23 protein-coding genes are annotated in these 19,803 nt (G+C 73.3%); 10 read left to right on the forward strand and 13 right to left on the reverse strand.

Annotated elements, in window-relative coordinates:
* The first annotated feature begins 123 nt into the window (after positions 1-123).
* From IRQ30_RS01785 to IRQ30_RS01795, 3 genes are read left to right on the forward strand one after another with little or no spacing between them, the layout of a single operon-like run.
* A complete protein-coding gene (locus tag IRQ30_RS01785) occupies positions 124-603 on the forward strand; it encodes a DUF4383 domain-containing protein (RefSeq protein ID WP_193611326.1) in 480 nt (159 codons plus the stop codon).
* Positions 600-1,286, forward strand: a complete 687-nt coding sequence (locus tag IRQ30_RS01790; RefSeq protein ID WP_193611327.1) for a hypothetical protein — start codon at positions 600-602, stop codon at positions 1,284-1,286. Before IRQ30_RS01785 ends, IRQ30_RS01790 begins: the two co-directional genes overlap by 4 nt.
* A gap of 4 nt (positions 1,287-1,290) precedes the next feature.
* On the forward strand, positions 1,291-1,974 hold the full coding sequence (locus IRQ30_RS01795) for an alpha/beta hydrolase (protein WP_193611328.1): 684 nt from the start codon (positions 1,291-1,293) through the stop codon (positions 1,972-1,974).
* A gap of 3 nt (positions 1,975-1,977) precedes the next feature.
* On the opposite strand, the gene IRQ30_RS01800 is transcribed toward IRQ30_RS01795, so the two are convergent.
* Entirely contained in the window at positions 1,978-2,595 is a 618-nt protein-coding gene (locus IRQ30_RS01800) for a hypothetical protein (RefSeq protein WP_193611329.1), read from the reverse strand.
* Positions 2,596-2,613: 18 nt separating this feature from the next.
* On the opposite strand from IRQ30_RS01800, the gene IRQ30_RS01805 reads away from it, so the two are divergent.
* Positions 2,614-2,772, forward strand: coding sequence for a hypothetical protein (locus IRQ30_RS01805; RefSeq protein WP_193606531.1), 159 nt, complete (start codon positions 2,614-2,616; stop codon positions 2,770-2,772).
* On the opposite strand, the gene IRQ30_RS01810 is transcribed toward IRQ30_RS01805, so the two are convergent.
* Together IRQ30_RS01810 and IRQ30_RS01815 are read right to left on the reverse strand one after the other, a co-directional pair.
* Positions 2,763-3,143 carry a hypothetical protein gene (locus IRQ30_RS01810; RefSeq protein WP_193611330.1) on the reverse strand — a complete coding sequence of 127 codons (381 nt, stop codon included), beginning with the start codon at positions 3,141-3,143 and terminating at the stop codon, positions 2,763-2,765. The two genes, IRQ30_RS01805 and IRQ30_RS01810, sit on opposite strands and share 10 nt — an antisense overlap.
* 338 nt (positions 3,144-3,481) lie before the next feature.
* Positions 3,482-4,024, reverse strand: coding sequence for a DUF6318 family protein (locus IRQ30_RS01815; protein ID WP_193611331.1), 543 nt, complete (start codon positions 4,022-4,024; stop codon positions 3,482-3,484).
* Positions 4,025-4,168: 144 nt separating this feature from the next.
* Here IRQ30_RS01815 and IRQ30_RS01820 point away from each other — a divergent pair, with 144 nt between their 5' ends.
* On the forward strand, positions 4,169-5,113 hold the full coding sequence (locus IRQ30_RS01820) for a DUF1707 domain-containing protein (protein ID WP_193611332.1): 945 nt from the start codon (positions 4,169-4,171) through the stop codon (positions 5,111-5,113).
* On the opposite strand, the gene IRQ30_RS01825 is transcribed toward IRQ30_RS01820, so the two are convergent.
* Entirely contained in the window at positions 5,103-5,777 is a 675-nt protein-coding gene (locus IRQ30_RS01825; RefSeq protein ID WP_193611333.1) for a hypothetical protein, read from the reverse strand. The two genes, IRQ30_RS01820 and IRQ30_RS01825, sit on opposite strands and share 11 nt — an antisense overlap.
* 61 nt (positions 5,778-5,838) lie before the next feature.
* Positions 5,839-7,026 carry a glycogen synthase gene (gene glgA, locus IRQ30_RS01830; protein ID WP_193611334.1) on the reverse strand — a complete coding sequence of 396 codons (1,188 nt, stop codon included), beginning with the start codon at positions 7,024-7,026 and terminating at the stop codon, positions 5,839-5,841.
* Between the two features lie 45 nt (positions 7,027-7,071).
* Between glgA and glgC the strand changes: the two genes are divergently transcribed.
* A complete protein-coding gene (gene glgC / locus IRQ30_RS01835; protein WP_193611335.1) occupies positions 7,072-8,313 on the forward strand; it encodes a glucose-1-phosphate adenylyltransferase in 1,242 nt (413 codons plus the stop codon).
* Here the strand turns inward: glgC and IRQ30_RS01840 are convergent.
* Positions 8,310-8,918: a uracil-DNA glycosylase family protein gene (locus tag IRQ30_RS01840; RefSeq protein WP_193611336.1), complete on the reverse strand. Its 609-nt coding sequence runs from the start codon at positions 8,916-8,918 to the stop codon at positions 8,310-8,312. The two genes, glgC and IRQ30_RS01840, sit on opposite strands and share 4 nt — an antisense overlap.
* A gap of 57 nt (positions 8,919-8,975) precedes the next feature.
* On the opposite strand from IRQ30_RS01840, the gene IRQ30_RS01845 reads away from it, so the two are divergent.
* Positions 8,976-9,524 carry a hypothetical protein gene (locus tag IRQ30_RS01845; RefSeq protein ID WP_193611337.1) on the forward strand — a complete coding sequence of 183 codons (549 nt, stop codon included), beginning with the start codon at positions 8,976-8,978 and terminating at the stop codon, positions 9,522-9,524.
* A gap of 3 nt (positions 9,525-9,527) precedes the next feature.
* Here IRQ30_RS01845 and IRQ30_RS01850 read toward each other — a convergent pair whose 3' ends face one another.
* Genes IRQ30_RS01850 through IRQ30_RS24020 form a run of 3 tightly spaced genes read right to left on the reverse strand, consistent with a single transcriptional unit; the run spans position 9,528 to position 13,369 of the window.
* Positions 9,528-10,799, reverse strand: a complete 1,272-nt coding sequence (locus IRQ30_RS01850; RefSeq protein WP_193611338.1) for a phosphodiester glycosidase family protein — start codon at positions 10,797-10,799, stop codon at positions 9,528-9,530.
* Between the two features lie 18 nt (positions 10,800-10,817).
* A complete protein-coding gene (locus tag IRQ30_RS01855) occupies positions 10,818-12,407 on the reverse strand; it encodes an alpha/beta hydrolase (RefSeq protein ID WP_193611339.1) in 1,590 nt (529 codons plus the stop codon).
* Positions 12,408-12,463: 56 nt separating this feature from the next.
* Positions 12,464-13,369, reverse strand: coding sequence for a matrixin family metalloprotease (locus tag IRQ30_RS24020; protein WP_193611340.1), 906 nt, complete (start codon positions 13,367-13,369; stop codon positions 12,464-12,466).
* A gap of 38 nt (positions 13,370-13,407) precedes the next feature.
* Between IRQ30_RS24020 and IRQ30_RS01865 the strand changes: the two genes are divergently transcribed.
* Entirely contained in the window at positions 13,408-14,598 is a 1,191-nt protein-coding gene (locus IRQ30_RS01865; protein WP_193611341.1) for a DNA methyltransferase, read from the forward strand.
* Here the strand turns inward: IRQ30_RS01865 and IRQ30_RS01870 are convergent.
* Genes IRQ30_RS01870 through IRQ30_RS01880 form a run of 3 tightly spaced genes read right to left on the reverse strand, consistent with a single transcriptional unit; the run spans position 14,595 to position 16,872 of the window.
* Entirely contained in the window at positions 14,595-15,455 is an 861-nt protein-coding gene (locus IRQ30_RS01870) for a hypothetical protein (RefSeq protein ID WP_193611342.1), read from the reverse strand. The genes IRQ30_RS01865 and IRQ30_RS01870 overlap by 4 nt on opposite strands.
* Positions 15,452-15,958, reverse strand: coding sequence for a SigE family RNA polymerase sigma factor (locus IRQ30_RS01875; RefSeq protein ID WP_193611343.1), 507 nt, complete (start codon positions 15,956-15,958; stop codon positions 15,452-15,454). The genes IRQ30_RS01870 and IRQ30_RS01875 overlap by 4 nt, the downstream gene beginning before the upstream one ends.
* 5 nt (positions 15,959-15,963) lie before the next feature.
* On the reverse strand, positions 15,964-16,872 hold the full coding sequence (locus IRQ30_RS01880) for a LysR family transcriptional regulator (protein WP_193611344.1): 909 nt from the start codon (positions 16,870-16,872) through the stop codon (positions 15,964-15,966).
* An 82-nt stretch (positions 16,873-16,954) separates the two neighbouring features.
* On the opposite strand from IRQ30_RS01880, the gene IRQ30_RS01885 reads away from it, so the two are divergent.
* Positions 16,955-17,824 (forward strand): EamA family transporter, encoded by an 870-nt coding sequence (locus IRQ30_RS01885; protein ID WP_227466763.1) that lies wholly within the window; start codon positions 16,955-16,957, stop codon positions 17,822-17,824.
* Here IRQ30_RS01885 and IRQ30_RS01890 read toward each other — a convergent pair.
* A complete protein-coding gene (locus IRQ30_RS01890) occupies positions 17,792-19,189 on the reverse strand; it encodes a wax ester/triacylglycerol synthase family O-acyltransferase (RefSeq protein WP_193611345.1) in 1,398 nt (465 codons plus the stop codon). The genes IRQ30_RS01885 and IRQ30_RS01890 overlap by 33 nt on opposite strands.
* 267 nt (positions 19,190-19,456) lie before the next feature.
* On the opposite strand from IRQ30_RS01890, the gene IRQ30_RS01895 reads away from it, so the two are divergent.
* Positions 19,457-19,789: a hypothetical protein gene (locus IRQ30_RS01895; RefSeq protein WP_193611346.1), complete on the forward strand. Its 333-nt coding sequence runs from the start codon at positions 19,457-19,459 to the stop codon at positions 19,787-19,789.
* Positions 19,790-19,803: the final 14 nt, after the last annotated feature.

The raw sequence follows: 19,803 nt of genomic DNA on the forward strand, positions 1-19,803 counted from the left end.
CGTTGCTCCTCGAGAGGGGCCCTCAGGTACCCGGGCCCGGACGGTGCGACTCCACCCCTTCGGGCGAACGTGGTGATGGGAGGGAGGGGCACCGGGAGCCTTCCCCATGAGAGGAGCGGGCCCATGTCCGTCCACGACCACCACGCGAGCACGGCCCACGACGGCCGGGACAAGCTCACCCGCACCCTCGCCCTGGCGACCGGAGCGGTCTTCCTCCTCGCCGGAGTCCTCGGGTTCGTCCCGGGTGTCACGACCGACTACGACACGATGGAGCTCGCGGGCCACGAGAGCGGCGCCAAGCTGCTCGGCATCTTCCAGGTCTCCGTCCTGCACAACATCGTCCACCTCCTCTTCGGCGTCGCCGGGCTGGTGCTGGCGCGCAAGGCCACGACGGCGATCGCCTACCTCGTCGGAGGCGGGATCGTCTACCTCGTCCTGTGGGTCTACGGACTGCTGGTCGGCCACGGCAGTGACGCCAACTTCGTCCCGCTCAACGACGCGGACAACTGGCTGCACCTCGTCCTCGCCATCGGCATGGTCGGGATGGGCCTGGTGGGCCAGCGCGCCCTGCGCGGCGACGTCGGCAGCCAGACCCCGATGTGAAGGGCCTGAGCCCGGAGCTGGGACGTCGCGCAGCGTCGGTCGGCGGGGCGGTGCTGGCGACCGGCACGCGCGCCCTGGCAGCCGTACGGCCGGCGGCCAAGCCGCTCCACCCGCGCGGCTCGGTGGCGAACGCGTGCCTCTACCGACACGGCCTGCAGCCCCCGCTGGGGGTGGATTTCCTCGACGCCGTCTCGACCGACGAGGTCGTCGTGCGCGAGTCGCGCTCCGTCGGCCTGCCCGGCTGGCTGCCGGACGTGCACGGACTGGCGATCAAGGTGACCAACCCCGACGGCAGCCACGGCGACCTGCTGTTCTCCACCACCGGGATGGGGCGTCTCACGCGCTACGCGCTCACGCTGAGCAGGAGCCAGTACGGACGACCGATGACGACGCTGCTGCCCTACCGCACCGTCGCCGGCCCAGTCGTGCTCGCCGCGCGATCCAGCGGTGGGTCGACCGTGGAGATCCTGTGCGCGGTCGGTGACGGCGACTGGCGCCACGTGGCGGACCTGCGCCTGAGCCATCTCGAGGCCGACGACCAGTCGGTGTCGTTCGACCCGGTGCGCCACCAGCTGCCCGGGCTCGAGCAGTACGGGTGGGTGCGGCGGCTGCGCGCCCCGTCGTACGTCACGGCGCGCAGCAGTCGTGGCGAGGACGCTGTTGGGGCCACCGGGGATAGTTGAGCGCGTGCAGGCCCAGCCGCGTCTCCTCCCCGTCCGTGAGCCCGAGCTCCCCACGGGCGTCGTGCTCGTGCTGCACGGCGGCGCCAGCCGTGGTCAGCAGATGATGGTGAGCCCCACCCAGCTGTCGGTCGTGCGGATGATCCCCACGGCCAAGCGGGTCGCGCGCGAGGGACGCGGCAAGCTCGCCGTCTACCGCGTCCTGAACTCCTACCGCGGCTGGGACACCCAGCACACGCCCGTCGCCGACGTCGAGTGGGCGCTCGGGCAGGTCCGCGAGCGCCACGGCGAGCTGCCGGTCGGTCTCGTCGGTCACTCGTTGGGTGGCCGCGCCGCGCTGCTCGCCGGCGACCAGCGCGGTGTGGAGTCCGTCGTGGCGCTCAACCCGTGGGTCTACCCCGACGACTCCGTCGACCTGTCCGGGCGGCGGGTGCTCGTCGTGCACGGCACGGCCGACCGGATCGCGCTCCCACAGCGCGCCGAGCTCGTCGCGCGCCGCATCGCCCGCACCACCGAGGTCGGCTTCATCAAGATCCCCGGCGGCAAGCACGCCATGCTGCGCCGCGGGCGGGCGTTCGACGGCTACGCCGCGGAGTTCACCGCGGTCTCGCTGCTCGGCCACGTGCCGCGCGGCTCGGTGTCCGACCCGGTCATGCGCGTACTCGACGGCGAGGACTGGGTCACCGCCTAGACGTCACGGTCTGACGAGCACCGGGATCTCGTCGCCCAGCCGGGCGCCGCGCTCGAGGTCGAGCCCGTCGCCGGACCAGAACGTGCCGGGGTCGTAGAAGTTGGTCGGGCGGCGCTCGTCGAGCAGTCCCATCGCCTGGTACGTCGCCGCGACGACCTCCGCGCAGTAGGTCAGCTCGGCCGGCGCCTTGCTGCGCACCCGTCCGCGTGCCCACCGCGTCGCGAGCTTGGCCGTCGACGGGAACGGCGTGCCGTCCAGCCGCGCGATCGTGCGCAGCACCGCCGCCTCCATGTCGGGCGTCACCTCGGTGTCGAGCTGGCGCAGCCAGGCGCGTTGCTCGTAGCGGCCGCACCACTGGGTGACCGCGTCGCGCAGGTCGTGCAGCTGCACGCCGCGGTGGTGGTCTCCGGTCCACACGTCGAGCAGGCCCTTGCCGAGCTCGGCGTGCCACATCAGCGGTGGCAGGTCGTCGATCACGACCGCCATGCCGACGTGGTTGACCGGCGCGTTGGTCACGACCCGGATAGCGTGGTCGGCGGCGGAGCGACCGCGGAAGAGCCAGAGGTCGCCGGTGCGGGTGATCTCGACCGCCGCGTCGAGCGTCAGCCTGGAGGTGTCCAACGTGAGGGAGTCCTGTCGGTGAAGCTGTGGAAGATCCTGGGGATCGCGGGACTGACCGGGGTGGCCGCCACGGGAGCCATTCTCGCCCGTGACCAGCGCAAGCGCGCGCAGGTCACGCCGGACGACGTACGTCGGAAGCTGCACGAGCGGCTCGCGGAGCTCGACGGTCAGCGGTAGCCGACCAGCGTGGGCGAGGCCTCGACCACGTCGAGCGCCACGGGCGCGCCGGGGATCGTGACCGTGCCGCTCACCGGCTGCCACGGACCGCCGCCGACGCGCCAGTCGGCGGAGTAGGTGGTGTCCACCGACGGCCGCACGGCACCTCGGTCCTGGTAGCGGTGGGTGATCTCCAGCCGCGGGTACGGCGACCCCGGCTCGCTCGTCGTCACCCGCTCCCCGTCGCCGAAGCGCCACCCGAACGCGCTCGGCCGGATCCGCAGGTCGACCTGCTGCCCGAGCAGCGTGATCGTCCGCGTGAACGGCTCGGTCTCGGTGTAGAAGTTCGTCGCGAAGTTCACCAGCGTGCGGCCGTTGGGTGGCTGCACCACGAGCTGGGACGGGGGAAGCGGGAGGCGACGCAGAGCAGCAGCCACAACATCGTCCGTGAGGACAGGTTGCGCGGGGGGTCCCGCACAATAGTCCGCTGGGGCATCCTCCAAGAGCAGTGAAGCCGCAACACATGCGGCTCCACCGATGGTCGGAGTAGCCGCGTCGGTGGCTGACGAGTCGCCGCCGGTGTTCTCCGAGCAGGTCTCGACGACAGTCACGACAGCGGTGTCCATGACGAAGTTGACCACTTCAGTTCTAACGCACCCCGCTTGAGTCGCCGACGCAGGGAGATACACGAGCCCACCCATCAGGGCCAGTGCCAATAGATGGATGGGCTTCATGGCAGGAACACCACCTCGGCGACCAGCCAAGCCGAGTCGCGTCGGATGAGATCGAACTGAAGGATGTGCTTTTCTTCGGAGAACTGAGAAGGGGGCTTCCCCGAGGCCCGGATTATCTGACCAGCCGCAAAGGTCATGGCCGCGATAACTTGTCGATTGCTCGAGAAGTCTGGGCGGCGCTCAATGCTGTCGATTAGCCAGCCTTTCGAATCAATTGATCCGCCAGCCGCGTAGACCTTTGCGAAGGGCTCAGTGAGGTCTCGACAACTCTTGCAATCCGACGAGCTGAGTTCGTAGACGGCGGTGGTTGAACCGTTGGTTAGCGCCTCATTGCGGGCGGCGACCCACGCTCGGACGGTCTGCACTGGGTTGAGGGCCGCCGGTGCGCTTGACGTCGCAGTCGGTTCCGTCGGCGAGGGGGACTCGGTGGGGGTTGCGCTGGGCGGAGGCTCCACGCGCGGCTGAGGGGCGTCGTCGGAGCAGCCGGCGGCGAGGAGGGTCGCGGTGGCGAGGAGAGCGGCGAGGCGGAGGTGGGGCACGAGCGGTCCTTCCCGAGAAGGTGGAGCCGAAATTACCGCTCGAGGCGCGTGGCCGGAAGGGGCGGCGTGACGCCTGTGGACAACGTGACGCGGGTCGTCGAACGTGATGGCTCCGGGGGCCCTGGTGGCACTACGGTGCTCAGCGTGGACCCGGTCAGCGACAGCGAGCGCAACGCGGCGATCAAGGCCGTCGAGGCGGCGCTGGCCGACGGCCGGATCGTGCAGGCCGACCGCGACCACCGCGTGATGCAGCTGCGCGGCGCGCAGACGGCGTCCGAGGTGCGGATGGTCGTCCACGACCTGGCCTACCGCGACCAGCCCGGCGCGACGCAGACCCCGAGCACGACGCCGGCTACGGGAGCGCCGACCTCGTGGCCGACGTACGAGGCGCCCGCGACCCCGGTCTCGACGAACCCCTACGGCCCACCCCGGGGGACGGCGGCGACCGCCAAGCAGCTCTTCGGCACGCGGAAGTCCTCCGGGGGGCAGGGCTGCGCGATCGTGTTCTTCGTCGTCATCTTCGTGGTGGTCGGCAGCGTCATCCTCGGTGTGTTCTCGGCGATCAGCGACGACCCCTTCGAGTCCGACCCGTTCGGGTCCGACACGTTCAGCGAGGGCGTCGGCCCCGACGGTGTGCCCGAGGAGGGACGTCCCAGTCTCTTCCGGCCCGCCGACTTCGACGCCCTCCGCGACGCGATCGAGGCCGAGACCGGCACGACCACGGTGTTCCGGGTGGTGCTCTACCCGACGTACGCCTCCGTCGCCGTGCCGGCGCAGGCGACCGGACCGCGGGAGCTGAGCTACTACTACGACGGCGACCTCGACACCGATCCGTCGCCGGGGCGCTCGAGCTTCCAGCGCTTCGACCTGGCGCGGATCGACCCGTCGGTGATCGCGCCGCTCGTGCGTCGCGCCCGCAACAACCTGGTCGAGGACCCGACGAGCGTCTACGTCATCCTGCAGAAGCCCGACGAGTTCGGCGCCGCGGACGCGTGGATCTCGGTCTACGCCTCCAACGACTTCCAGGAGAGCGGCTACCTCGAGGCCGACCTCACGGGCAAGGTCGTCAACCGCTACGTCAGCGAGTGAGCGGGTAGAGGTACCGGCTCGTCGGCACCAGGTCCAGGTCGCGGTCGGCGCCGATCCTCGCGACGCTGGTCATGAGGCGGGTCAGCCGCGCGGCCAGCTCCGCGTCGTCCCCGCCGCTGCCGTAGAACGCGTGCATGTCGCTCATCCCCTCGATCGGGAAGAGCTCCTCGACGAGCGCGCTGACCGGCGGCGCTTCCGCCGTGACCGGGCGCACGACGACGTTCTGCAGGTAGCCGAACGTCGCCTGCGTGGCGATCGCGACCGGGGTGTGGTCGACGAGCCAGCGGTGCAGCCACTCCTCCTGCGTGAGCTCGGCCGGCCGTCGCAGCACCGCGACGTTGGCGAGACCGTCGCCCCGAGCGCCGTCCCAGGTCTCCGGCGGGTCGATCGGGCGACGTTCCTCGACCTCCCAGCCGGCGACGCGGGCGGCGACACCGGCCAGCACCTGCGCGACCGGCTCGGCCGGGCCCGACGTCCAGACGCTGACGATCGCTCCGATGGGCTCCTCGGACGTCGGGATCCGCATGGCCGGCGCGACGTGCTCGTCGTCGACGTTGAGCTGCACCCGCTCGCCCCCGGCGGCGGCGAGCGCGTCGCGCAGCGTCGGCAGGTGCAGGGAGGTGGCGAGGTCCGAGCCCCACAGCGCGAACATCAGCTTGGTCACGCCGGCGAATCTAGCGGCCCCCGACCGCTGCGTTACAGCCGGCCGGACGGCCGCGCGCGGCTCAGGCCAGCGAGCGGTAGATGTCGACGGTGCGGTCCGCGATGGCGGGCCAGCCGAAGGACTCGATGGCGCGCCGGCGGCCGGCGACGCCCATCTGCGCCGCGCGGGCCGGGTCGGCCACGACCTCGAGGAGGGCGGCGGCGAAGTCGGCGACGTAGCGGTCGGGGTCGAGGGGGGTGCCGGTGCCGTCGGTGGCCTGCTCGATCGGGACCAGTCGGCCGGTCTCCCCGTCGACGACGACCTCGGGGATGCCGCCGGTGGCGGTCGCGACGACGGCGGTCTCGCACGCCATGGCCTCGAGGTTGACGATGCCCAGGGGCTCGTAGATCGAGGGGCAGGCGAAGACGGTGGCCTGGGTGAGCAGGGCGACGACGTCGGGGCGGGGGAGCATCTCGGTGATCCACACGACGCCGGTACGCCGGGCGGCGAGCTCGCTCACGAGCCCCTCGACCTCCGCGGCGATCTCGGGGGTGTCGGGGGCGCCGGCGCACAGCACGATCTGCACCTCGGGAGGCAGCTCGGCGACCGCCCGGAGGAAGAGTGGGAGGCCCTTCTGCCGGGTGATGCGGCCGACGAAGACCACCGAGGGGCGGTCGGGGTCGACGCCGAGCTCGCGCACCCGGTCGGGCGCGGTGAGCGGCGCCCACTGCTCGGTGTCGATGCCGTTGTGGACGACGTGGACGCGGGCGGGGTCGATGGCGGGGTAGGAGGCGAGCACGTCGTCGCGCATCGCGGCCGACACCGCGATCACGGCGGCCGCGGCCTCGTAGGACGTGCGCTCCACCCACGACGACACGGCGTACCCGCCGCCGAGCTGCTCGGCCTTCCACGGCCGCAGCGGCTCCAGCGAGTGCGCCGACACGACGTGCGGGACGCCGTGCAGCAGCGACGCGACGTGGCCGGCCATGTTGGCGTACCAGGTGTGGGAGTGGACCAGGTCGGCGCCGGCGCACGCGTCGGCGATGGCCAGGTCGACGCCGAGGGTCTGCAGGGCGGGGTTGGCGCCGGCGAGCTCCGCGAGGTCGGGGTACGACGCCGTGCCGGCCTCCTGGCGCGGCGCTCCGAACGCGTGCACCCGGGCCTCGACGTCGCGCCGCGCCCGCAGCGCTCGCACGAGCTCGGTCACGTGGACACCCGCGCCGCCGTAGACCTCGGGCGGGTACTCCTTGCTCAGCACGTCGATCCTCACGTGAGGCACGTTACTCGGACGTGGCTCGAGGGATACGGTGCATCCATGAGCGCCCCGAACCGCAAGAAGGTCCTGGCCATCGTGCTCGCGGGCGGCGAGGGCAAGCGACTGATGCCGCTGACCGCCGACCGCGCCAAGCCCGCCGTGCCGTTCGCGGGGATCTACCGCCTGATCGACTTCGCGCTGTCCAACGTCGTCAACAGCGGCTACCTCAAGGTCGTCGTGCTGACGCAGTACAAGTCCCACAGCCTCGACCGCCACGTCACGCAGACCTGGCGGATGTCGACGATGCTCGGCAACTACGTCACCCCGGTGCCCGCGCAGCAGCGCGTCGGGAAGCACTGGTACCTCGGCAGCGCCGACGCGATCTTCCAGTCGCTCAACCTGCTCAAGGACGAGAAGCCGGACATCGTGGTGGTCGTGGGCGCCGACCACGTCTACCGCATGGACTTCGCCCAGATGGTGCAGCAGCACTGCGAGAGCGACGCCACGTGCACCGTGGCCGCGATCCGGCAGCCGATCGAGCTGGCCGACCAGTTCGGGGTCATCGACGTGCACCCCGACGACCCGTCGCGGATCCGCGCGTTCCTCGAGAAGCCCACCAACCCCGTTGGCCTGCCCGACAGCCCCGGCGAGGTGCTGGCCTCCATGGGCAACTACGTCTTCGACGCCGACGCCCTCATCGAGGCCGTCACCCGCGACGCCACGATGGAGGGCTCCAAGCACGACATGGGCGGCGACATCGTCCCCGCCTTCGTCCGGCGCGAGCTGGCGGGCGTCTACGACTACAAGGACAACGTCGTGCCCGGCGCCACCGACCGCGACCGCGGCTACTGGCGCGACGTCGGGACGCTCGGGTCCTACTACGCCGCCCAGATGGACGTCGTCTCCCCGCTTCCGGTGTTCAACCTCTACAACTTCGCCTGGCCCATCTACACCTCCTACGGCCCGCAGCCCCCGGCCAAGGTCGTGCAGGGCGTCGACGGCAGCGAGGCGGCCGTCGACGAGGCGCTGCTCTCGCCCGGCGTCGTGGTCAGCGGCGCGAGCGTGCAGCGCTCGGTGCTCTCGCCCGGGGTGCGCGTCGAGGCCGGCGCGGTCGTCGAGGGCTCGGTGCTGATGAACGACGTGCGCATCGGCGCCGGCGCGATCGTCCGCAACGCGATCCTCGACAAGAATGTCGTCGTGCCCGACGGCGCCCAGGTGGGCGTCGACCACGAGGCCGACCGGGCGAGGGGGTTCGTCGTCGAGGACGGCCTCACCGTGCTCGGCAAGGACCAGTCCTTCTAGGCCGCCACGATGCCCGCGGCGCGGGCGGGCTCGGCGTAGGCCTCGGCGAGGGTGGCGACGGTGTGGTGGGCGTTGAGCCCGCTGGGGTTGGGCACCACCCACAGCTGCGCGCCCTCGAGGTCCTCGGGCTGGCGGCCGAGGACGGCCTTGGGGTGGCCCCAGCCCGTGCGGTAGGCGGTGATGCCGGCGACGGCCACCACCGCCGGCGTCGTACGGCGGACCAGTGCGGCGAGCCGCTCCTTGCCCTCGCGCAGCTCCTCGGCGCTGAGGTCCGAGGCGCGAGCGCTCGCGCGGGCCACGATGTTGGTGATGCCGATGCCCCGGGCGCGCAGGTAGTCGCGGTCCTCGTCGGTCATCCCGGCCGACGGGCTGATCGGTCGCTCGAGGATGCCCGCCTGCAGCAGCGCCGGGTAGAACCGGTTGGCCGGGTGGGCGAAGTGGCTGCCCGTGGCGGCGGTCCAGAGGCCCGGGTTGATGCCGACGAAGAGCAGTCGGAGCTCCTGGCCGGGTCCGGGCAACAGGTCGGCCACGAGGGCGTCGCGGAAGGCGTCCAGCTCGGCGCGGGTGAAGCTGCGGCGTCGCTCGGCGGGAGGTGGCGCGGTCACGCCGCCAGCGTGCCAGGGCGGCGGGAACCGGCCCCCGAGGGGTAGCGTCCAACCACCATGAGACGGACTCTCGGACCCCTCCTGCTGCTGACGCTGCTCGCCGGCTGCGGCGACGGCGATGACGGTGGGGACACGACCGCGGAAGACGTCCCGGCGTCCTCGTCCTCCCCTTCACTAACACCGACACCGGGCGAGCCGTCCTCCGGCGGGACGACGGAGCCGCCGCCCACGGGCGAGCCCGTCGTGGTCGCCCTGCTGAGCGAGACCGCAGCGGGCGGGAGCGCCGCCGACGTGCTCACCCCGGTGGAGGGCGCGGCGGTCGACGCCTTCCTCGCGCAGCTCGACTCCGCCACCCTGGGCGAGCAGGTGCGCGCCGCCGTCGACCAGCACTCCCTGGCCACGGGGCACAGCCTGGGCGCGGCGGTCGTGGCGTTGGGCTGCGACGTGCCACCCGAGGTGTTCGTGACCCGTCAGGACGGCGCCTGGACGGTGACCCCGGCCAAGGTCGCCAGCCCGCTGCAGGAGTGCTTCGCCCCGGTCACGACCGTCGTGGTCGTCGACGTGCCCGGCGACATCGCCCCGGCCGCGGCCGACCCGGCGACGTAGGGGTCAGCTGGGCTTGCGGTAGCGGACGGTGAGGCCGTTGGCGACCTTGCGCTGAGCGCCGTCCGAGGGGCTGTTGCGCACGCTGACCCGCTCGCCGGGCTTGGGCGCGACCATCGTGGTGGACCCGCCGCCGTCGAGGTTGAGCGCCTCGTCGGCGCCCAGGTCGATCATGAGCTCGGCGAGCTCGACCATCGTGTAGCCGCGGCTGAAGCTCTGGCGGCCGTCGACGACCAGCATCAGGACGTCGCCGGTGTCGCGGTCGTAGCCGATCGCCGTGCGCGGGTGCATCTCGCGGTCGTCGACCACGTCGATGACCCCGTCGCGGACCAGGATCTTGTTGCCGGTGATGGCCAGGCGCGGCGAGCCGGCGATGCCGCGCTGCAGCCGCACCCGGTCGCCCTTGCGCAGGGCCATCAGGCTGCGCGCGCCTCGGCCGCGACCGACGAGGATGACGCCTCGCACGCGCTTGCCCTGCGACAGCCGGCGGCCGGTCTCGACGACGCGCTGGCGCACGACGCGGACGTAGCGCACCCCGCGGCGGCGGCCGTCGGTCACGCTGTAGCCGGAGGTCAGGCCCCAGCGCGGGGTGTAGGCGCCGATGCCGCCGGGCGGCACGGCGGGGGAGTTGTAGTTGGTGATGGTCATGCCCGGCCGCTTGGCGACCCGCAGGACCGGCTGCAGGGGCCCGATGTCGGGGCGCCCGCGGGAGTCGAGGAAGAAGGCGGCGTTCCAGCCGGCCTTCGGCGCGTGCAGCAGCCCGGCGCTCGGGCTGCGGCCGATGCCGAGCGGCGCACCGGTGTCGCCGATGTCGAAGAAGTCGCCGTTGACGCCGGCGACGGCCTTGCTGCGGGCCACGATGTCGCTGACCTCGTCGGTGCGCGCGACGTAGCCCGGCGAGCCGTAGCCGAGGCTCACGCCGCGCGTGCGCAGGTTGACGGTCAGCAGGTGGGCGCGGATCGGACCGCGGGCGTCGACCTGGTCCCAGCGGTGGTAGCGGATGCCGGGGGCGACCCGCCACTCGGCCGAGGGCGCGGTCGCGCGGGCGAGGCCGCGCAGCCGGCGCGGGATCGGGCGCGCGATCTCGCCGCGCACGCCGTCGGAGGTCTGCGGGATCCGCGGGCGGGTGGAGAGCTGGGTGCTCGCGGGCCGGCCGTCGGACGGGAGGCCGGTCGAGAGACGCGTGTCGTCGTCCGCCCCGCCGCCGCTCGAGGGCGACGGCGCCGCGAGGAGGCTGCAGCCCAGCAGGAGGGCGGCGACCCGAGGAAGTGTGCGCACCGTGTCGAGGGTAGGCGCTCAGCGGCCGACAACGGGTAGTGAGACGACGGTGTCGTCCAGGACGACGACGCCGGGGGTGCGCGAGCCCATGGTCACGAAGGTGTCGCTGGTGGCCGAGGCGAGCAGGTAGAGCGTCTGCCCGGCCGGCACGTCGACGGCCACGGACGGCAGCGCCACCCGCCGGGTCACGCCCGTGACCGGGGTGGGCTCGCGCAGCGGGAGCACGTTGTTCTGGACGAGCCGGGCGGTGGCGGGGGAGGTGCCCATGGCGAGGCCGTAGAAGGCGCGGTTCTCCACGCCGAGGGCCGTCACGGCGCCGGTGAGGTACGGCGACCCGGCGACGCGCACCGGGCCACGGACGACCGGGACGGCCACCGGGGCGCCGGCCGGTCCGGTCGTCGTGGCGACCCTGCCGACGGCGTACCGCTTGGTGGGCGCGACCGACCGCACGGTGGTGCAGCGGCTCGCCGGGGTGGCGAGGTGGATGCGACCGAAGCCGCGGAGCCGGGTCGTGCGTCCCTTCAGCTTCGCGTCGAAGAACCTCACCGTCAGCGCGCGGAAGTCGCCGCCCGCGAGCTTCCTGCTGCACGGGTCGGAGGTGACGCTCACGCCGGCTGGGAGGACCGCGGGCAGCACGTGTCCGCCGTTGTAGCCGACGAAGATGCTCTGCCGGCGCGCGCGCTCGGTGAGTGCGCGCCGCCAGTTGGCGAGCCCCTGCTGGAGCGGGAAGAGGGTGTCGGTGGTGCCCTGGCCGAGCAGCACCGGGATGCTCAGCCGGCGGCCGTGGTCGGCGTGCCACTTGGGCCCGTTGCGCTCGAAGAACCGCACCAGGTCCTCCCCGCCCGGCAGCGAGCCGTCGGGCCACCGGCCGGTCGCGGCGCCCTCGACGAGGGCCTTGTAGACGCGCTCGGGGAGGGCCTGGGAGGGCAGGGCCGCGGCGCTCAGCCCGAGCGCCCACTCGGTGCGGGTGACGCCCTCGGGGGCGAGGCTCTGCGACAGGTCGTGCCAGGTGATCTCGGGGGCGAGCGCGTCGAAGATCGGCCTGCCGCGCAGCCGTAGCGACTCGAACGCGCCCACGAACTGGTAGCCGCCGCCGTAGCTGCCGCCCACCGCGCCGATGCGCGGGTCGCCGCGGCCGTCCTGCCGCACCCAGCGCAGGCGGCTCACGAGCCGCACGAGCGCGCGCACGTCGCGGCCCTCGAAGGCGGGGCTCTCGACGTGCGCCTTGCCGCCGGACTCGCCCCAGCCGCGCTGGTCGAAGGAGATCACGCCGTAGCCGGCGCGCGTGAAGGCCCGCAGCTGGGCCGGGTCGGTGGTGCGCGATCCGCCCCAGCCGTGGCTGTGCATGATCATCGGGACGCGCCGCTCGGCGCTGGCCCGCGCCGGCCTGAAGAGGGTGTAGCAGATCCTGACCGGCGCGCCGCCCTTCGCCTCCGGGACGCTGCGCAGGCAGCCGTTCGTCACCCTGACCCCGGGCTTCGCGACGGGCGCGGCCTCGGCGCTGGTCGCGACCGCCCCCGCCGACACCGCCCCCGCCGACGTCGGTACGACGGTCAGGGTGGCGGCGGCCAGGGCGAGGCCGAGCAGCGGCGCGAGGCGGGTCTTCATGGGGTGTTCAACTGCCGCGGCCGGGTGAGGTCACGCGCCGCCGCACGAGGGTGGACTCAGCCGCAGGGCGCGTCGCCCAGGATCGCGAGCCCGCTGCGGTCGCCCGGCCCGAGCTCGGTCGTCTCGGTGGTGGGGTGCATCAGCTCGCCGGGGTCGTCGACGTGGGCCAGCCCGACCAGGTGCCCCAGCTCGTGCAGGACGATCGCCTCCCGCTGCTCGTCGCCGCCGCGCACCGACTCGATCTCCTCGAAGGCCTCCTTGTCGAGGACGACCCGGCCGGTGACGTACCTCTGGAACATCCCGTCGTCGCGCGAGATCGGCCCGGCGAGGCCGGCGACGTCGCCGCCCAGCCCCGGCACCTCGTCCTCGTCGGCCCAGGCGATGAGCACCGGCTGGGCGCGCCCGCCGAGGCCGAAGCGGCCCTCGAAGTCGCGGTCGTCGGTGGTGCCGCGGTCCTCGAAGACGAGTCCGGACGCCTCGGACAGCCGCTCGGTCGCGTCGTCGACCAGCTCCTCCCAGTCGCCGGGCGCCCCGTCGGTGTTGACGACGTACTGGATCGGCTCGCAGCTGCTCCAGCCCACCGGCTCGTCGGTGCCCGGCCGCGTGGCCAGGAACTCGTAGGAGCCGCTGCCGTCGCCGTCGACCTGGGTGCCGAAGCGGTCGTCGAAGCCCAGCCACGCCCGGACCTGCGCCGACCCCGGCCCGACGTTGAGCAGCACGAGCGAGAGGATCGCGGTGGTGGTGAGGAGCACGGTCACGACGGTGCGGCGGCGCTCGTGGGCGACCGGCTCGCGGCGCCCGCGTCGCGGGGCGCGGGGCGCCCGCGGCAGACCGCCGCGGACGGGGGTCACCCTGCCGCCGTCGGGGCCCTCGTCGGTGGTCTCCATCGCCCGGATCTCGCGCAGCAGGTCGCGCTGCCACTGCCGCTCGGCGCGCCGCCGCGACCACCCGGACCCTGCCACGCCCGAAATCATCGCCCACGACCGGCTACGGTGCGGCCGTGACCGTCGACGAGACCCCGTGGAACGCGTTCGTCGCGGGCGACAACCTCGACGTGCTGCCCACCCTGGCGCCGGGCAGCATCGACCTGGTCTACATCGACCCGCCCTACAACACCGGCAACGACTTCGCCTACCGCGACGACATCCGCGGCGACGAGTCGCTCAGCCGCCACGAGGCCTGGGTCGCGATGATGCGACCGCGGCTCGAGGCCGCGCGCGTGGTGCTGGCCGCGACCGGGGCGATCTTCGTCAGCATCGACGACCACGAGGCGGCTCACCTGCGGTTGCTGATGGACGAGGTCTACGGCGAGGACAACCTGCTCGCGCAGGTCGTCGTCAACCTCAACCCCAAGGGCCGCCAGCTCGGGAAGGGCTTCGCGACCAGCCACGAGTACCTGCTCGCCTACGCGCGTGACGCGCGGCGCTGCGTGCTGGACGCCAGCACCAGCGACACCGTCGACGAGCGCGACTTCCCGCTCGTGGACGCCGAGGGTCGGCGCTTCCGGCACCTGCCGCTGCGCAACACGAACAAGAAGTTCAACCCCGCGACGGCGCGCACGCTGCACTTCCCGGTGTGGGGCGACCCTGTGACGGGCACGGTGCGCACGGCGCCGTTCGAGGGGGCCGTGGAGGTGCTGCCGGTCTTCGGCGACGGCACCCCGGCCGTGTGGCGGTGGAGCCGGCCGCGGATCGACGAGCGCCCCGACGACCTGGTCTGCCGCACGATCAACGGCGCCCTCGGCGAGCGGGTCGACGTCTTCCAGCGGGACTGGCTGCACCGAGACACCCCGGGCGGGCGCCGCAAGAAGCTCCGCACGATCTGGATGGCCGAGGAGGTCGGCTCCACCGACACCGCGGTCGCCGAGCTCAAGGAGATCCTGGGTCACGTCTTCGAGTCGCCCAAGCCGACCGGCCTGCTGCTGCGGATCCTGCAGACGATGCCCTCCGACGCCCGCGTGCTCGACTTCTTCGCCGGCAGCGGCACGACGGGGCACGCGGTCGCGCTGGCCAACGCCGCCGACGGCGGCTCGCGGACCTGCCTCTCGGTCAACTCCACCGAGCCCACCCGCGTCGGCTCCAACGCCCGCCTCGCGGGCTACGCCACGGTCGCCGACATCACCCGCGCCCGGCTGCGGGCGGTCGCGGAGCGGGTCGGGGGCGGGTTCGTCGACCTGACGCCGTCGCGCTAGCCGCAGAGCCGGTCCGGCATCGCGACGAAGCGGGTCCCTTCCTGGCTCGCCATGGCGATCGTGAGGTAGGGCTCGCCGTCCTTCAGGACGACCCACGGCTCGGTCGCCCGGTCGTCGTAGCCGCTCTCCGTCGGTCGGGCCGTGTAGTCCGCCTCGCCGGCAGGCAGCCCGTCGACCCCGGCGCGCAGGCCGTTCAGGGTCTCCTCGACCGCGTCCTCGGGGGTCGGGCCCGAGCCGGTCAGGGCCGGCCCCCACTCGGGGACCCCGCCGGCCTCGCACCCCTCGACCGCGTCGCCGCGCCAGTGGCCGTCGGGGTCCGTCACGGTCAGGACGATCTCCTGGAGGATCCCGTCGAGCGGCTCGCACGCGAGGGTGACCTTGCCGGGGGCGAGCGGCATGGTCCACGTGCCGTTGCGTGCGGGCAGCCGGTGAGCTCCCGTGTCCGCGAACGGCAGCTCGTAGGTGTAGCCCATCAGGGAGCCGGGAGGCATCGTGCTCGAGACGCGCAGGACGACCCCGGAGGGCTGGGCGATGACCGTGGGCGGGCCGAGCCCCTGCCCGTTGGTCTCGCAGGTGTAGTCGGTGGCGGGGCGCGCGGAGAGGTCGATCACCGGCGGCGTGCTCGACGGGGCCGTCGTGGGGTCGGTGACCGGCGGCGCCATGCGGTCCTCGCCGGGGGTCGCCACGAGGGCGATGCCGCCCCCGACCACGAGCACGGCCGCGAGGCCGGCGGCGCCGGTGACCGCACGTCGTACGGTGCGACGGCGGGTGCCGCGGGCGACGACGCGCTCGACGTCGAGGGGGTCGGGCGGCGGGTCGGTGAGCACCGACTCGAAGAGCGTGCGGACGTCGTTCACGGCGTCTCCTCCTGGTACGTCGCCAGGGCGCCGCGCAGCGTCTCGAGGCCGCGGCTGGTCTGGCTCTTGATGTTGCCGGTGCTGACGCCGAGCGCCTGGGCGCTCTGCTCGACCGAGAGGTCCTCCCAGAAGCGCAGCACCAGCACGGCGCGCTGGCCGGGGGCGACCTGGCGCAGGGCGGCGAGGAGGTGCTCGCGCTCGCCGAGGTCGTCGGCGGCGCTGGCGGGCGACGGCTCGTCGGGCAGGTCGGCCCAGGCAGCCTCGCGGCGCGCGGGCCGGCGGCGGTGGTCGAGGTAGAGGTTGAGGAGGATCTTGCGCACGTAGGCGTCCGGCTGGCCGCGCCTGGCGATCCGGCCCCAGGCCGCGAACGCCCGCGTCAGAGCCTCCTGGACCAGGTCGTCGGCGAGGTGCCAGTCGCCGCACAGCAGGTAGGCGGTCCGCCGCAGGTGGGAGCGGCGCGCCGCCACCCACTTGCGGAACTCCGGCTCCGGGTCCTGTCTCATGCCCCTCACACGGGATCGACGCGCTCGGAGGTTGCACCGGCGCGCAGCCGGTCCAGGACCAGCCGCAGCGGGGGCCAGTCGTCGCGGCCGCGGCGGGTGAGCGCGTAGGCCCGCAGCACGACGCCCGGATCGGCCAGCGGCAGCACGCGCACGCCGGGGCCGCAGGCCCGGTCGAGGGGCAGCAGACCGACGCCGAGGCCGGCGACGATGAGGTCCTCGACCAGGTCGAGGCTGTCGATCTCGTGGCGGATGCGCGGCGTGAACCCCGCCAGGGAGCCCAGCGTGCGCACCGCGTCCTCGTCGGCGGTGTTGCGGGAGTTGACGATCCACGAGTGCTCGGCGTGCGCGGCGAAGACCGCGGCGGCGTCGCCGCGCGGGGTCGGGGAGCCGGCCGGGACGCCCAGGCCCCAGGTGAGGTCCCACAGGTGCAGCGCGTCGAGGTCGTTGCGCAGGGCGGCCGGGGCGAGGTTGTAGTCGTAGGTAAGAGCCAGGTCCACGTCGTCGCTCGCGAGCAGGTCGAAGGCCTCCAGGGGCTCGTACTCGCGGACCAGCACCCGCACGCCCGGGTGCGTGGTGGCGAGGTCGTCTATGACCGGCAGCAGCGAGCGGCGTACGGCGGTCGCGAAGCCCGCGACCCGCAGCGTCCCGGCCGGCTCGGCGTCGGGGTCCAGGTCGAGGCGGGCCGCGTCGACCGCGGCCAGGATGGTGACGGCGTGGTCGGCCAGCCGGCGGCCCGCGGGGGTGAGCCGCACCCGGCGTCCGTCCGGCTCCACCAGAGGCGTGTGCACCTCCCGGGCCAGCGCCGCGATCTGCTGCGACACCGTGGACGTGGTGAGGCCGAGCTCGTCGGCGACCTCGCGCATGGACCCGAGGCGGGACAACTCGAGCAGCAGCCGGAGGCGGCGGACGTCCATCGCCGCATTGTCCGTGCATCGTGAACGATATGTCCAGCAATCACACGTGGACGCGAACGGTCCGGGCTCCCACACTGAGGACATGCGTTCTCGTTCGGGTGCCTCGATGGCCGTCGTCTCCATGCTCTGCGTCCAGCTCGGGCTGGCCGTCTCGGTCGGCCTGATCGACGACCTCGGCCCCGAGGGTGCTGCGTGGCTGCGGCTCGCCTGGGCCGGCGTGATCATGCTCGCCGTGGTCCGCCCGCGACGCGCGGACTTCCCGGCGGGGTCGCTGCTGGCCTGCGTGCTGCTCGGCGTCGTGACCGCCGGGGTGACGATGCTGTTCATGGCGGCCGTCGACCGGCTGCCGCTCGGCACGGCCAGCGCGCTGGAGTTCCTGGGGCCTCTCGGGGTGGCGGTCGCGCGAGGCCACGGCGGCCGACGGATCTGGCCGGCGCTCGCGGCGGTCGGCGTGCTGCTGCTCACGCAGCCGTGGACCGGCGCGGCCGACCCGGTCGGGGTGGCCTACGCGCTCGGCGCGGCGGTCTGCTGGGCGGCGTACATCCTGCTGACGCAGCGTGTCGGCGACGAGGTCACCGGCCTCAAGGGCCTGGCGATCTCGATGCCGGTGGCGGGGCTGGTCGCCACGCTCGTCGCCGGGCCGTCGACGTTCGGCCGGCTCACGCCCGAGCTGCTGCTCATCGGGGTCGGTCTCGCGATCCTGCTGCCGGTGGTGCCGTTCGCGCTCGAGCTGCTGGCGCTGCGGCGGCTGACCACGTCGGCGTTCGGCACGCTGATGAGCCTGGAGCCGGCGTTCGCGCTGGTGATCGGCTTCCTGGCCCTGAGCCAGGCGCCGGGCTGGCTGGCCGTGGCCGGCGTCGGGTTCGTCGTCGTCGCGGGCGTCGGCGCCGAGCGCACCGGCGCCCGCGACCCCGAGGAGCTAGAGCCCCACGGCGTTCTCCAGGTGACCTAGCTCGTCGTCGAGGTGGGTCAGCAGCCGCTGCAGGTGGGGCACGGTGCGGCGGCAGCCGGTGAGCCCGAACGCCATGTTGCCGTCGTAGGACATGCAGGTGATGTTGAGCGCCATGCCGTTGATGGGGATCGAGAGCGGGTAGGTCCCGACCAGCTGCGCGCCGTTCCAGTAGTGGGTCGTGCGGGGGCCGGGCACGTTGCTGATGATGAGGTTGTACGGCGGACGCACGATGCCCTGCATCCGCAGGATCGGCGTCAGGATCGCCGGCGCCTGCCCGATCGCGCTCATGGCCAGGATCTGCATCGGAGTCATCGACGACAGCGCCTCCTTGCCGTCCTTCATCGACCGGTGGATGGCGGCCAGGCGCCGAGCGGGGTCGGTCAGGTCGGTGGCGAGCTGCACCATCACCGCGCCGAGCGCGTTGCCGCCCTCGGCCGAGGCGACCTGCGACTGCTTGGCGTTGAGGCCGACCGGGACCATCGAGACGAGCGTCTGGTCGGGCAGCGCGTCGAGCTCGAGCAGGTAGGCGCGCATGGCGCCGCTGCACATCGCGAGCACGACGTCGTTGACGGTGGTGCCGGTCGCCTTGCCGATGGCGCGCAGGCGCTCGACGGGCCAGTCCTGGGCGGCGAAGCGGCGCGAGCCGGTGATCTTCTGGTTGAGGATCGTGCGCGGGGCGTAGAGCGACAGGGCGGAGGTCTCGTTGCGCAGGCCCTTGCTGAGCGTCTTGACCAGCGCGCCGGGCATCCCGGCCGCCTCGGCGGTGATGCCGAGCGCCGTGCGCAGGGCCTGGACGGGCAGGTCGGAGAGCTCGGGCGCCGCCTCGCGACGCGGCTTGCGCCCTCCCGGCTGCGCCGCCCAGGGCGCCGGCATGCCGCGCTCGTCGGGGTCGGTCGACAGCACGCTCGCCAGGAGCCGCATCGCGGAGACGCCGTCGACCAGGGCGTGGTGGGTCTTGGTGTACATCGCGACCCGGCCGTCGCGCAGGCCCTCGATGACGTGGGCCTCCCACAGCGGGCGCTCGCGGGCGAGCCGGGTGCTGTGCAGGCGCCCGCACAGGTCGAGCAGCTCACGGATGCGGCCGGGCTTGGGCAGGGCGCTGTGCCGGACGTGGTGCTCGATGTCGAACTGCTCGTCGGGCTCCCAGACCCACTGCCCGGCGGTGCGCACCGAGCGGTAGGGCCGCTTGAGGAACAGCGGCGCGACCTCCTCGACGTCGCTCATCTGCTCGAACATCTCGCGGACGTAGCCGCGCCCCGCGCCCTCCGGCTTCTTGAAGAGCTGCAGCCCACCCACGTGCATCGGCATGTTCCTGTTCTCGGCGAACAGGAAGCCGGTCCCGGTGGGATCGATCGGAGTGACCACGGTGAGCCTTTCGTAGGAGCGCATCCTTGCGGGCGGTGACCGCCGCCACAAGCACCGAGGGTTCTCCCTCCGCTCGTCCGCGTCGACGGCGGGGGCCCTGCGGGGCCCCTGCGTCGCAGTCGGGTGTCGGGCTGCTCGAGGACGCTGACGGTCACGCCGGCCCGCTGACGCCACCTTCCGCGCACAGGCGACTGCTCGGGACGCCGTCGTCCCCAGGGCGCTCCGCGGTGCGGGCAGACCATGGCCGCGGCTCCTAGCGTCGCGGCCATGAAGACCCTGACCGCCCTGCTCACCGGGCTCCTGCTGACCCTCGCCGTCGCCGGCCTGGCCCGCGCCGACGACCACCACCGCGTCCCCGAGCCGCCGCTCGGGGACGTCCCTCCCGTCATCGTGGAGGTGGAGGGCGACGCGGCCGACGGCTTCGGCATCCACTACGACGACGGCACGGCGCTGTTCCCGCCCACCGACTCGGAGGCCTACGCCGAGTGCGGCGAGTACGACCGTCGCGTCGCCCGCGTCCGCTGCCGCACGGAGGTGCGCGTCTGGTACCGCGACCTCGCCGACCTGCGGCGCGCACTGGAGCACGCGCATGGCGGGTGAGCGTCTGAGAGCAT

The sequence above is a fragment of the Nocardioides lijunqiniae genome, assembly GCF_015024225.1.
GTDB classification, from domain to species: Bacteria; Actinomycetota; Actinomycetes; order Propionibacteriales; family Nocardioidaceae; genus Nocardioides; species Nocardioides lijunqiniae.

Coding starts and splice junctions, on each gene's coding strand:
- IRQ30_RS01785 (WP_193611326.1), top strand. CDS start 124: ATGTCCGTCCACGACCACCACGCGAGCACGGCCCACGACGGCCGGGAC.
- glgC (WP_193611335.1), top strand. CDS start 7,072: ATGAGCGCCCCGAACCGCAAGAAGGTCCTGGCCATCGTGCTCGCGGGC.
- IRQ30_RS01845 (WP_193611337.1), top strand. CDS start 8,976: ATGAGACGGACTCTCGGACCCCTCCTGCTGCTGACGCTGCTCGCCGGC.
- IRQ30_RS01855 (WP_193611339.1), bottom strand. CDS start 12,407: ATGAAGACCCGCCTCGCGCCGCTGCTCGGCCTCGCCCTGGCCGCCGCC.
- IRQ30_RS01875 (WP_193611343.1), bottom strand. CDS start 15,958: ATGAGACAGGACCCGGAGCCGGAGTTCCGCAAGTGGGTGGCGGCGCGC.
- IRQ30_RS01880 (WP_193611344.1), bottom strand. CDS start 16,872: ATGGACGTCCGCCGCCTCCGGCTGCTGCTCGAGTTGTCCCGCCTCGGG.
- IRQ30_RS01885 (WP_227466763.1), top strand. CDS start 16,955: ATGCGTTCTCGTTCGGGTGCCTCGATGGCCGTCGTCTCCATGCTCTGC.
- IRQ30_RS01895 (WP_193611346.1), top strand. CDS start 19,457: ATGAAGACCCTGACCGCCCTGCTCACCGGGCTCCTGCTGACCCTCGCC.